Raw genomic sequence first — 12370 nt, 5'->3', positions numbered from 1 at the left:
GAGATCAGCGATCCAGCCGGTTCCGGTGAAGGAAGTCCGATACGAGGTCGGCGATCTGCAGGTTGTTGAGGTCGGAGAACGCAAAGTGCGTATTGCCCCGGATGCCGATCTCCGGCAGATGAATGACCATGACATTACCGCCGTGGCGATTGACGGCATCACGCCAGGCGCGCGCCATCGCAAGACGCACGCGCCAGCTGTCCTGCCCGGGCAAGGCCGAGGCTTGCGCAGGAATGTTGTCGCCGTAGTAGATGACGATGGGGATCTTCGTCAGCGCCAGGAAGTCGGCCAACGGGATGGCCTGGCCACGCAGCGTGTCGAAGGCGCTGGGCATGGGCTCCGGCACCTCCCCTTCCGGAAAGACGAAGCCGCTGCCGGGCTCGAAGGAGACGATGGCGCGTACCCCGGGATTCCTGATCGCGGTGAGCCAGCCCGGTCCGCCGCCCTGCGAGTGGGTGAGCAGCACGCCGTCACCGACGCGTTCAAACAGTGCAGACAGCGCATCCGCGATCACCGTTGCATCGTAGGCGCCGGTATTGGGCGTCATCTGACGGAAGTACTGGTTCAGCGATTCAGCATCGCGCGGGAACTGCACGCCGTCGAAATACGCAGGCCAGTTGCCGACGCGGAACTGGTTGAACCACAGCTGTTCGTCGGCCGTCGGTTTGAGCGTGCCCTCCACCATGCTCCGGCCGGCATTGCCGCGCCGTGGCTGGTCGATCAAGTAGGTGGCAAAGCCGCGTCGCAGGAAGATGTTCTGGAAGCCTTCGCGGCCATCCGGTGTGCTCTGCCAGGTGCGCATCGACTGACCGGCACCGTGCAGCATCACGAGTGGCAGCTTCTTCGCCTTGACGGGTACCTGATAGAAAACAGCGGCATGGTCACCGTGATAACTCTGCCCCGCCGGCTCCAGCGGCTTGAGCGGATCAAAGCTGCCCGGCTCGGTTTTCTGTGCGCCGCCAACGGCGAAGCTGCCTTGCGCGGCGAGGCTGAGCGGCCGGGTGACAGCCGGCGCGGCAATGGCGGCGGCTATCCCGCTCAACAGGCAAACCAGCAACAGCGAGCGGCGGATAATCTTTGCGGACATGTCTGGTCCTCCCGGTTTTCGTAGCCGATGTCAGGTGTGTGAAGACGTCGCCTGGCCGGCCACGGCAGGCGGACGCCGGAACAGGTAACGCGCCGACACCAGCAGGGCCGCGAACAGCAAGCCTGCGGCGGCCTGCATCGTGATGCCCGTGTGACGCGCCATGCCGACAGCATCAAAGACCGGCGCGTGGCCACCGGCATACACCACCACCAGCACGGCCAGACCCAGCGAGGCCCCCAGCTGGTGAGCGACATTGACCAGACCCGACGCAGCACCCGAATTGCGCGCTTCCACACCCGACACACCGGCCACCGTAAGCGGCGCGAGCACCCAGCCCTGGCCGAAGCCGAGCAGGATCATGGGCAGCACCACGCCACCGACATACGACATCTGCGTTGCCGTCAGGCCCAGCCACAGCAGACCCACGACACACAGGCTCAGACCGATCAGCAACAGGCGGCGCTGACCGAAGCGCTGCGCGGCGCGCGGCACGATCACCGAGGCAATGAACTGCGGCACTGTCACCGGCACGAAGGCCAGACCGGCCTGCATGGGCGAGAAGCCCAGCGCGCCCTGCAGGTACTGCGCGGTGAAGAACCAGAAGCCCGCCATGCCGGAGAGGAACAGCAAGCGCGCGACATACGCGCCATTGCGCTGCGCGTCGCTCAGCAGGCCAAGTGGCAACAGGGGCTGGCTGGCGCGTTGCTCGACCCACAGGAAAGCGCCGAGCAGCAGGATGCCAGCAAGGATGGCGCCCTGCGTCAGCGACGACGCCCAGCCGGCTTCCGCCGCCTCGACGATGCCGAACACCAGGGCGAACATGCCCAGCGTGGCCGTCAGCGCACCGGCCAGATCGAAACGACCGCCATGACGCGGTGTTTCGCCGATGTAACGCAGGCTGCCCGCAATCAGCACGGCACCGATCGGCAGGTTGATGAAGAAGCCCGCGCGCCAGGAGATGAGGTCGGCGAGCAGGCCACCCAGCACCAGGCCCAGGGTTGCGCCGATGCCGGCCGCTGCCGCGTACCACGCCAGCGCACGATTACGCGCCTGGCCTTCTTCGAAGTAGGTGGCGATCAAGGCCAGTGTGGACGGTGCCAGCACAGCCGCGCCAAAACCCTGCACGGCGCGGAAGGCAATCATCCACACCGGTGATTGCGCGGCCCCGATGGCCAGCGAGGCGAGCGTGAATATCGCAAGCCCGATGATGAACATGCGTCGCCGGCCGAGGATGTCGCCAGCGCGTGCACCGAGCAACAGGAAGCCGCCGAAAGCCAGCGTGTAGGCATTCTGGATCCACGACAGGCTGGCCGGCGTGAAGGCCAGCTCGGCACGGATCTTCGGCAGACCCGTGAGCACGATGGAGATGTCGACGACCAGCATCAGATAGCTCGCCATGATGATGGCGAGGATGATGCCGCGATGGGGATGGGGGTTTGTATTGTTCATTTCGTGCTGACTCCAAGACTGCTGCGCCGATGCAATGCCGGATCGAGCGCGAGCTTCACGATCAGATCCGAGAGACTGTTGAGCGATACCTCATGCCCGCGGAAGGCTTCGCCCTTCTGCGTGAGCTGGTAGCTCACGGTCTTGTCGCGCGTGAACCAGCCCGGGCGAAGGATCGTGTAGTCGAGATCCGAGGCTTCGATCAGCGCGGCCGAATCGCGGTAAGGATCGAGCACGCTTTGGTACTTCTCGCCCGGCACTTCGCCGTAGATGCCCATCGAAGCGATGAACACCAGACGCTTGAGTCCGACGGCGTGCATCGCGTCGATGATCGTGCGGGCCTGCTGCGCCATGTCACCGGCGAGATTGGCATACACCACGTCCTGCCCCTGCATGGCTGATTCGAGCGCACTGTGATCGAGCACATCGCCCTCGATGATGCGCACGCGCGCCGGATCCGGGTTGGCAATGCGCTTCGCACGGCGCAAGTAGAGGGTCAGCGCCACTTCCTGCTGTTCGAGCAGGAAGGGAATCGTGTTGCGCGCAAGCTGACCATTCGCGCCGAGAATCAGGATACGGGTCATGACAATTCTTTCAGTCGTTCAGGCCAAATCAATCTGGCGTCGCCAGGGTGCCGGTCTTCATGGCTGCGATGACACCGCCATCGATCAGCAGGTCACTGCCGGTCACGAAGGCTGAATCCGGACCGAGCAGGAAAGACGCGGCGATGGCGATTTCTTCGGGCGGCGCCATGCGTTTGGCCGGAGAGGCTTCGATCATGGCGCGATACATGCCGCCAATTGCTGAATTGAGTTCGTGCATGGCCAGCGGCGTGACGACAATGCCGGGACTGATCGAGTTGACGCGCGCCCCGCGAGCACCCCAGCTGATCGCGGAAGCCTGTACGCGCAGATGGTTGGCGCGCTTGGCGATCATGTAGGCAACCACCGTGTTCGGGATGACATCCGCTTGCAGGAAAGGCAGCGCCAGCAGCTCCTCGGTCGGCGTGTGAAGCAATGCCTGATCCTGTTCAGCCGGGAGCGCGGGCATCATGTGGCCGGCCATGCTGGAGATGATCAGGCCGGCACCGCCCGGGGCGATGACCTTGCCGAACTCATCGAACACCACGGCCGCGCCGTAGAGATCGACCTTCAGCACACCGTCAATCGGCGCCATGTTGGGTGAGAGCCCGGCGGTGTTAACCACCTGTATCACGCTGCCAAGCTCAGCTGCCCTGGTGGCCAGCGCCTTGACTGAATCGCGCGAAGTCACGTCAACCGCTTGCGTTTCAATCGCGTAACCGGCATCGCGCATGGATTGCGCGGCCGTGGCCAGCGTTGTCTCATTGAAGTCGGCCAGCAGCACCGTGCGGCCAAAACCCTGCCTGCGCGCGATGGCAATACCGATACCGCCTGCGCCGATGATGACGATCACGTCTTTGTTCATGGTGTTGATCCTTTGTTGAGATTTGTGGGGTGTCTTACAGCGCACGCTTGAGGATGTCCGTCACCACATCACGCGTGTAGAGATCTGCCAGGCCGAACCAGGCGGCGTTGCCGAGCACGTTGTCGACCGTTGCGGGCAGCTGTGCTTCGGTGATGCCCAGTTGCGAGAGGCGTGTCGGTGTGCCGATCTTGTCGAACCACTTTTCCAGCGCGGCAATGCCTTCTGCGCCCGTCTTGAGGCCGAACACCTGTTGCGCGAAGCGGTCGAACTGCGCCGGATTGCGACCTTGGTACCACTTCATCCAGGCCGGCATCACGACCGACAGGCCCGCACCGTGCGGCACGTTGAAGAGAGCCGACAGCGAGTGCTCGATCATGTGATTGGGATAGCCGAAGCCCGAGGTGCCTGCGTAGGTAATGCCGTTGAGTGCCAGCGTGGAGGCCCAGGCAAATTCGGCGCGGGCGTTGTAGTCGTGTGGCTCGGCGAGCAGCACTTCGGTGTTCTCGATCACCGTGCTGATCACCGACTCGACAAGGCGCGATTGCACCCTGGGTTGCACGGTCGCCGTGAAGTAGCCTTCGATGGAGTGCGCAATGATGTCGGCCGCCGAATAGACGAGGTAGTCGCGCGACACGGTCTGCATCAGCGCCGGGTTGACGATGGACACCTTGGGGAAGGTATGCACCGAACCGATGGCGAACTTTTCCTTCGTGGCCTCATTGGTCACCACGGCGCCGTTGTTCATTTCGCTACCGGTCGCGGCCAGCGTGAGGATGGCGAACACGGGCAGGGCCGAAGCGATGGGCGCCTTGCGCAGAAAGAGGTCCCACACCTCGCCCTGGTACAGCGTGCCGGCCGCAATGGCCTTGGAGCTGTCGAGCACCGAGCCACCGCCGACGCTCAGCACCGCCTCCACCTTGTGCTCACGTGCCAGCGAGATGGCTTCGCGCACTTTCGAGAGCACCGGGTTGCTGACGATGCCGCCGCATTCGATGAAGCTGATGCCGTGCTTGTCGAGACTCTTGCCGACCGTGGCAAACAGGCCGTCGCGCTTGATGCGTTCGCTGCCGTAGGTGAGCAGCACCTTCCTGATGCCGTGCTCGGCGAGGATCTGGCCGATGAGTTGTTCCTTGTCCTTGCCGAACTCGATGCGGGTCGGGTTGTAGAAGCTGAAGTTGTCCATGGTGCGTGTCCTGTGTGGGCAGACGGGCTGCGTCGATGGGCTGAACTGTAGGCGGCACACAAACATTCAACTAGACAGATATGGATTGAATGATTTACAACCAAATGATGAAAATACCGATGCAAACAGGAACACAGGGAGGCGGACTGTCCCATGTCGATCAATGAGTTACGTTCGATTACCACGTTCATTCGCACGGCCGAGCTGGGCAGCCTGAGCCGGGCGGCCGAGGCGCAGCAGATCTCGCCGCAGGCGGCGAGCAAGGCGTTGGGACAGCTGGAGGCCTGGCTCGGCGTGCGGCTCTTCCACCGCACTACGCGCAGCATGTCGCTGACCGAGGAAGGTCAGCGCTTCCTCGAAGCGGCGCAGCCCTCGCTGGCCGGCCTGCAACAGGCCCTGCAGTCAGCGCGGCAGACGCGCGAGGAAATTGCCGGGCCGTTGCGCATCGTCGGCCCGCGTTCGGTTCTGCTGCAGGTAATCAGCCCGGTGCTGCAGGAGTACTGCCGCCTGTATCCGGAAGTGCAGCCCGATGTGCAGCTCGACGACCGCATCGGCAACTGGGTCGAGGATCGCGTCGACGTCGGCTTCCGCATCGGCTCGTCACCGCAGGAAGGCCTCATCGCGCGGCGCCTGTTCCCGCTGCAGCTGATCGTCTGCGCCGCACCGAGTTATCTGCGCAAACATGGTGTGCCCGAAACGCACCTCGCACTCAGCGCGCACCGCTGCAGCGTGTTCCGCAACCCGAACGACGGGCGCATGATTCCCTGGCACCTGAAGGTCGGCGACAGCGTGCAGGACTGGCCGGTGCCGCCTGCGTTCAGCACCAATGACGAATTGCTTGAGTTACAGGCCGTGCTGGCTGGCGAAGTGATCGGACAGCTTGCTGCCCCCACGGCGGCGCCGCACATCCGCGCCGGGCGCCTAGTGCCGCTGCTGGTCGAGCATGTGGCCGACGGCTACAGCCTGTTCGTCTACTACGGCAACCGCGCCTTGCCAGCACGCGTGCGGCGCTTCATCGACCTTGCGGTCGAAAGGCTAACCGGGAGTAATGACTTTGTATTAAGTGCAGAGGAACTCATTAGCGGAAAATTTTCCTGAAGGCAGCGCAAAAGTAAATGATTCAGCGATCACTTTACGTCTCAAAGCACCCAACAATATAGGACTTGCCCAGTGTCAGCTTTGACCGCTTGCGCGTACATCCATTCAAAGCTGGCCGAATGGCGAGCACTCAGTCCACATCCCCTTCCAGATCTACCTCCAACACATCCCCATTCACCTGAATCGGGTACTCCGTCATTTCGCACCCCGTCGGCGATAGCCCTTCGCCGGTATGCCCATCAAACACCCAGCCATGTGCAGGGCAGATGAGGGTGCTGCCGTTGAAGATGCCTTGTGTGAGCGAGACGCCTTCGTGCGGGCAGCGGGCCTTGAAGGCGCGGGGGCGGCCACCTTCGGGCCACAGGATGACGACTTCGGTTTTGCCGACCATGGCGGGGACGAGCTCGCCGGGGCTGAGCAGGGTTTTCTTGCAGAGGGTTTGCCAGGTCATGGTGGGGCTCCTTGATGTGGGGCGTTGGGGAATTCGGCGTGGGCGAGGCATTTCCCCTCTCCCGCCCCTGACGGGGCACCCTCCCCCGAGGGGGAGGGCACTGCTGAGGTGACGCGGTGATCCGCCACTTGCGGTCTTCGCCAACGCTGCCATCAGTCCTCAATCGTCGTTCCCGCGCAGGCGGGAACCCAGTGTCTTCAACGTCGCCGGATTCCCGCCGTGGCCCTCTCCCCCAACCCCTCTCCCGTGTGACGGGAGAGGGGAGCGTTGAGCGGCTGCGCCGTTCGTGAAGCTGGCGGGAATGACCGTATTACAGCGGCAAACCAAAGTCCGGCGCGATCAGCTTGAGCCAGCCGTCGACGCGCTCAGCCGTCATGTCGGGCTGGATGTCGTTGTCGATGGCCAGCCCGCAGAACTTGCCGTCGATGACGGATTGCGAGGTTTCGAAGGTGTAGCCGTCGGTGGGCCAGTAGCCGACCACCTTGGCGCCGGCGTCCTTGAAGAAGTCGTGCAGCAGGATCAGGCCGTCGACGAATTCGTGGCCGTAGGTGTCCTGGTCGCCGAGGCCGAAGAGCGCGACGGTCTTGCCGGCGAAGCTGGTGCCCTTGAACTTCTCGATGGCTTCGGCCCAGCTCTCTTCGTCGCACTCGGCTTCAATGCCGGGCAGCAGGCCATCGCCCAGGGTGGGCGTGCCGCAGATGAGGAAGTCGTACTTGAGCAGGTCTTCGACCGTAGCCTTGTTGATGTTGACGGCATCCGCCATGGTGTCGTCGTCGAAGCGTTTCTTGATCTGCTTGGCGATCTTGCGGGTGCTGCCGCTATTGGTGCCGAAGAAGAGGCCGATGCGTGCCATGGTGTTTTTCCTTGCTGGACAGTGAAGAATTCGGTGTGGGAGTAGGGTTAATGCCATTCAGTTTGCGAACATCGGCCCTCATCCCCAGCCCTTCTCCCGCAGGGAGAAGGGGGCAACAAGCCCTCTCCATGTGGGGCGCAGCAGGGGTTTCGTGCGGCATGTCGCACGCCTGCGCAGCCGACTGGCAATGCATTGCCAGTCGTGGGGCGCGGAGCGGGGTTGGGTGAGGGGCTTTGTCCACCCAGCGGTTCCCGGTTGTTGTGGCGAAGGCATTTGCGTGGCCTCTCAAGCGGCTGCAAGCAGTGCTGGCACGTCCATGCCGCGGAAGATGGCGCAGCGCTGGAACACGTCGAGTGTGGGCGGGCACTGCTTGTGCTGGCAGTACTTGGCGGCGAGCTTGGCGAGGCCCTTGATGTCGCGGCCCGTGGCGTGCGGGTAGATGCGCGCGAGGTCCTGCACGAGTTCGCTGCTGATGGGCAGGGCGAACTGTTCGGACATGACCTGCCAGATGCGTGCGCGGGCGGCTTCGTCGGGCGGTGAATACTTGATGAGGGCGATGCAGCGCGAGACGATGGCCTCGTCGATGTCATCGACGCGGTTGGTGGTGAGGAACAGCAGGCCGTTGAAGTATTCGAGCACGCGCAGGAAGACGCCGACCACGGCGTTGGCGGTCATGTTGTCGTCGCGACGGCGGATGTAGACGTCGGCCTCGTCGATCAGCATCACGGCGCCCCAGCGCTGCGCGCGGGTGAGCACGTCTTTCAGCGCGGTTTCCATCGCGGCGACGTTGAGCCCGAGCTGGCCGGAGTGCACGCGGTAGAGCGGGCGGCGGATGATCTCGGAATACACCTCGGCGGTGAGCGTCTTGCCCACGCCTGCAGGCCCCGCACACAGCACGGTGGTGCCGCCGGATTTGCCGGCGACGATGTCGTCCATGAGTACGTCCATCTCGGCGGTGAGGATGTCGATGAGGTCGGTCTGCTCGGGCGGCAGTACGAGCTTCTGTTTCAGCTGTGGCTGCCAGGCGTAGGGCTGCATGTCTTCCACGTGCACCCACAGGTAGTGGTGCAGGTCGAGGTGGAACATGAGGATGAAGGGGTGGATGGGCAGCTGCGTGAAGAGGCCTGCGGGCAGGGCGGCGCGTTCGTCTGCGACTTCGTCTTCGTTCTCGTAGCGGTTGCTCTTGGCAGCGCGGCGCAGGTAGGGGCCGAGTATGTCGCCGGGGGCGTCGAGCGTCAGCGTGCGCGAGGCGAGGATGCTTTCATCATTGACGAGGCGCGCCGTGCCGCCGCTGGCGGAGAGCACGATCACGTCCTTGCGTGACCAGTCGGTGTCGTGGTGCGTGGCATTGGGGTCGGCGGTGTAGAAGCCGGTGCCGCTGCCCGAGAACTGCTCGCCGTAGCGGCCGCGCCAGTCGTAGTAACGCTCGGTGACGGCGTCGTACTGGGCGATGAGTTCGGGTGTTTCTTTCAGGAAGCCCTTGGCGGCGAAGATCTCGCTGATGGTGCGCCCCGTGGCGTCACTCGCGTAGATGCGCACGATCTGGGTGGCCAGGGAGCCCTTGGCGTTGGCCTTGAGTTCGATGAAGACCTTGCCGGTTTCGTCTTGCGAGGGCGGGGTGTAGTCAATGCGCGTGACCACGTAGGGCAGGGGGCGCGTGGTCATGTTGGCGCTGAACAGCCAGCCACGGATGGCCTCTTTGGCGAGGTAGCGGGCAATGGCGGGCACCACGCTTTCGAGCTCGTTGGCGCCGAAGCGCGGACCACCGTCGGCGAGTGCGCGGCGCACGGTAGCGAGATGCGTGGCACGCGGCGCAGTGGCCGGGCCAGCCTCGGCGAGCAGCTGCTCCAGCTGGTCGAGCGCGGAGGCGGGCAGCTGCTGGATGTCGAGTTCGACGCGGTCGGAGAAGCGCAACTGCTCCTGCACGAGGTGGAGAGTGGGGTCGGCCGCGAGCAGGGGTTCGGCAAAGCGGCGTTCGATCATCAGCTTCATGGGCTTGCTCCCGGTGACTGGCTCAGCGCACGACTACCGGAATCGACAGGGCAGCACGACGACCGATCTGGGCGTCGACCTTGCGGCGCACGTTCTCGACCTTGAGCGGGCGCAGCAGGGTGCTGACGGCGCCGAGCTCCAGTGCGCGCTTCACCAGCGGCTCGTCGGCGTCGAAGCAGACGACGAGGATGCGCACGTCTTCGACGGCTTCGCGCAATTGGGTAACAACGGCTTCGCCTTCGGCCTCCAGCGTGGCGAGGCCCAGCAGCACCAGTTCGGGCGGCGCGGTCTTCGCCTTGGCGAGGGCTTCGGCGGCGGTAGTGAAGAGGTGGGTCTCCATCTCGTCGGCGAGCATGAACTGCAGCGCCGTGCTGGTGACGTCATCGCAGTCGAGCACGAAGACGCGCTTGTTCTCGACGGCACGCTGGGTATCGACACCGATCTGCATGATGGCTTCCTCTCTCTGTGCGGTGTGGGGCGCGAGCAGATCAGCAATCTTCATTCCCACATTGCAAAGCCGCATGGCACAAGGCTTTGCGGGCGACGAGGTGGAGAGCAGGGTGCGCCGCGTCGCCTTTGTCGCGCGGGCTTTGTCGTGTTTGTCGCAGCGCCGCATGGCGCGGGCTGGCCGGTGCGTGGGCCGTTTGTCACAAAGGCGCATGGGGACTCGCTCTGCGGGCTTTGCATGGCTGGCGGCACGCGTCCTGCTACTGGCCGTTGCCAGCGAACGGTGAACACACCTGAAGGAGCCCGCACATGAGCACGACATTCATCCGCCTCACGAGCGACGGACGTCGCATCGAAGTCATCGACGGCGTGGTTTGCCTTGACGGCCACCCGGAAGCCAAGGAACTGGTGGCGCTCGACGAGCACCCCAACCGCCAGGCGATTGCGCGTGCGGTGCCTGGTGCGAGCCACGTGGCGAACCGCCTCATCTTCACGCTCGACGAAGCGCACAAGGTGAACGACGCGCTCAACGAAGCGCGTCGCGATCTCGACCTCTCGCCTGTCGCCATTAACCGCCGTCTCAAGGACGTGATGTTCCATCGCGCCAAGATGGAAGGCGTGGAGTGATTCCCGCGCGATTCACCGCGATGCTTTGTCAACGACGCCTCGCCGTGCAGCAGCACTGTCTCGGGTCGTTTTCGCGCCTCGCGGCGAATCACGCGGGAATCGTGGAGCAGGGTGCGTGTGCGATGGCTCATGCAAACCCGACAAAGAGCCTTGTCGCAAAGCTTGCAAGCCCACGCCAGCGGCGCCGGGATCTGATGCCAAGTTGTTGATATCACTAGAAACACGACGCTGGCACCAATCCTGCTGAAGCAGGGTGTCAGCTGACAGAGAGGTGTGCCATGGATGCACGGGTTTCCAGCAAGATTCAGGACGTGTTCGAAGAACCGGCCTGCGAGCACAACCAGAACAAGTCGGCCAAAGAGAAGAAGAAGGGCTGTACCAAACAACTGTCGCCGGGCGCTGCGGCAGGTGGCTGCGCCTTTGACGGCGCGAAGATTGCGCTGCAGCCCATCGTCGATGTGGCCCACCTCGTGCACGGCCCGATTGCCTGCGAGGGCAACTCGTGGGACAACCGCACGTCCTTCTCCAGCAGCGCGACGCTCTATCGCACCGGCTTCACGACCGACATCAACGAGCTCGACGTGATCTACGGTGGCGAGAAGCGTCTCTTCAAGTCGGTGCGCGAGATTGTCGAGAAGTACAACCCGCCCGCCGTCTTCGTCTACCAGACCTGTGTGACCGCACTGATCGGTGACGACATCGAGGCAGTGTGCAAGAAAGCGACCGAGAAATTCGGCACGCCGGTGATCCCCGTGAACTCACCGGGTTTCGTCGGCCCCAAGAACCTCGGCAACAAGCTCGGTGGCGAAGCCCTGCTTGATTACGTGATCGGTACGGCCGAACCCGAATACACCACGCCTTACGACATCAACATCATCGGCGAGTACAACCTCTCCGGCGAGCTGTGGCAGATCAAGCCGCTGCTCGACGCGCTGGGCGTGCGCATCCTGTCGTGCATCTCGGGTGACGCGAAGTACAAGGAAGTCGCTTATTCGCATCGCGCCAGGGCGTCGATGATGGTGTGCTCGAAGTCGATGATCAACATCGCGCGCAAGATGGAAGAGCGCTACGACATTCCCTTCTTCGAAGGCTCGTTCTACGGCATTGGCGACATGAGCGAGACGCTTCGCGAAATCGCCCGCCTGCTCATCCAGAAGGGCGCGCCCGAAGAGCTGCGCGACCGCACCGAAGCGCTGATCGCGGTGGAAGAGAAGCGCGCCTTCGAGCGCATCGCATCGTTCCGTTCGCGCCTCGAAGGCAAGAAGGTGCTGCTCATCACCGGCGGCGTGAAGAGCTGGTCGGTCGTCGCCGCGCTGCAGGAAGCCGGCCTTGAAGTGGTGGGCACCAGCGTCAAGAAGTCGACCAAGGAAGACAAGGAAAAGATCATGGAGCTGATGGGCCAGGACGCCCACATGATCGACGACATGACGCCGCGCGAGATGTACAAGATGCTCCGCGACGCGCAGGCCGACATCATGCTCTCCGGTGGTCGCAGCCAGTTCATTGCGCTCAAGGCCAAGATGCCCTGGCTGGACATCAACCAGGAACGCCACCACGCCTATGCGGGTTACGAAGGCATGGTCAAGCTCGTCGAAGAAATCGACAAGGCGCTCTACAACCCCATCTGGGAGCAGGTGCGTCGCCTCGCACCGTGGGAGACCGAGCCCACGCCGCTGGTGAAGCCCGAACCTGAGCCTGCAGCGGCCCCCGTTGCCGCGCAGGCTGCCTGAGGTCGCAATC

12 protein-coding genes are annotated in these 12370 nt (G+C 63.7%); 3 read left to right on the top strand and 9 right to left on the bottom strand.

Annotated elements, in window-relative coordinates; genetic code table 11:
• Positions 1-4: 4 nt before the first annotated feature.
• Genes ABEA02_RS18760 through ABEA02_RS18740 form a run of 5 tightly spaced genes read right to left on the bottom strand, consistent with a single transcriptional unit; the run spans position 5 to position 5162 of the window.
• Complete coding sequence (locus ABEA02_RS18760) at positions 5-1087, bottom strand: alpha/beta hydrolase (RefSeq protein WP_345534631.1); 1083 nt, start codon at positions 1085-1087, stop codon at positions 5-7.
• Between the two features lie 30 nt (positions 1088-1117).
• Positions 1118-2536, bottom strand: coding sequence for an MFS transporter (locus ABEA02_RS18755; RefSeq protein WP_345534630.1), 1419 nt, complete (start codon positions 2534-2536; stop codon positions 1118-1120).
• The gene (locus tag ABEA02_RS18750) at positions 2533-3117 is read right to left on the bottom strand and encodes an NAD(P)H-binding protein (protein WP_345534629.1); all 585 of its coding nucleotides are present in this window, start codon (positions 3115-3117) and stop codon (positions 2533-2535) included. Before ABEA02_RS18750 ends, ABEA02_RS18755 begins: the two co-directional genes overlap by 4 nt.
• 28 nt (positions 3118-3145) lie before the next feature.
• On the bottom strand, positions 3146-3979 hold the full coding sequence (locus ABEA02_RS18745) for an SDR family oxidoreductase (protein ID WP_345534628.1): 834 nt from the start codon (positions 3977-3979) through the stop codon (positions 3146-3148).
• A 34-nt stretch (positions 3980-4013) separates the two neighbouring features.
• The gene (locus ABEA02_RS18740; RefSeq protein ID WP_345534627.1) at positions 4014-5162 is read right to left on the bottom strand and encodes an iron-containing alcohol dehydrogenase; all 1149 of its coding nucleotides are present in this window, start codon (positions 5160-5162) and stop codon (positions 4014-4016) included.
• Between the two features lie 153 nt (positions 5163-5315).
• On the opposite strand from ABEA02_RS18740, the gene ABEA02_RS18735 reads away from it, so the two are divergent.
• The gene (locus ABEA02_RS18735; RefSeq protein ID WP_345534626.1) at positions 5316-6260 is read left to right on the top strand and encodes a LysR family transcriptional regulator; all 945 of its coding nucleotides are present in this window, start codon (positions 5316-5318) and stop codon (positions 6258-6260) included.
• Positions 6261-6390: 130 nt separating this feature from the next.
• Here ABEA02_RS18735 and ABEA02_RS18730 read toward each other — a convergent pair whose 3' ends face one another.
• The 4 genes from ABEA02_RS18730 to ABEA02_RS18715 all read right to left on the bottom strand — a co-directional run bounded on the left by ABEA02_RS18730 (position 6391) and on the right by ABEA02_RS18715 (position 10058).
• Entirely contained in the window at positions 6391-6711 is a 321-nt protein-coding gene (locus ABEA02_RS18730) for a Rieske 2Fe-2S domain-containing protein (RefSeq protein ID WP_345534625.1), read from the bottom strand.
• A gap of 310 nt (positions 6712-7021) precedes the next feature.
• Positions 7022-7564: a flavodoxin gene (locus tag ABEA02_RS18725; protein ID WP_345534624.1), complete on the bottom strand. Its 543-nt coding sequence runs from the start codon at positions 7562-7564 to the stop codon at positions 7022-7024.
• Between the two features lie 285 nt (positions 7565-7849).
• Positions 7850-9556, bottom strand: a complete 1707-nt coding sequence (locus ABEA02_RS18720) for an AAA family ATPase (protein WP_345534623.1) — start codon at positions 9554-9556, stop codon at positions 7850-7852.
• Between the two features lie 22 nt (positions 9557-9578).
• On the bottom strand, positions 9579-10058 hold the full coding sequence (locus ABEA02_RS18715; RefSeq protein ID WP_345534622.1) for a response regulator: 480 nt from the start codon (positions 10056-10058) through the stop codon (positions 9579-9581).
• Between the two features lie 254 nt (positions 10059-10312).
• Between ABEA02_RS18715 and ABEA02_RS18710 the strand changes: the two genes are divergently transcribed.
• On the top strand, positions 10313-10630 hold the full coding sequence (locus tag ABEA02_RS18710) for a hypothetical protein (RefSeq protein WP_345534621.1): 318 nt from the start codon (positions 10313-10315) through the stop codon (positions 10628-10630).
• Positions 10631-10908: 278 nt separating this feature from the next.
• Positions 10909-12360, top strand: coding sequence for a nitrogenase iron-molybdenum cofactor biosynthesis protein NifE (gene nifE / locus ABEA02_RS18705; protein WP_345534620.1), 1452 nt, complete (start codon positions 10909-10911; stop codon positions 12358-12360).
• The last annotated feature ends 10 nt before the right edge of the window (positions 12361-12370 follow it).

Origin of the sequence: Viridibacterium curvum (genome assembly GCF_039544165.1) — a bacterium.
In the GTDB taxonomy this organism is placed as follows: domain Bacteria; phylum Pseudomonadota; class Gammaproteobacteria; order Burkholderiales; family Rhodocyclaceae; genus Viridibacterium; species Viridibacterium curvum.
Note: the sequence above shows the minus strand (reverse complement) of the source record. Positions and strands in the feature narration are given on the sequence as shown.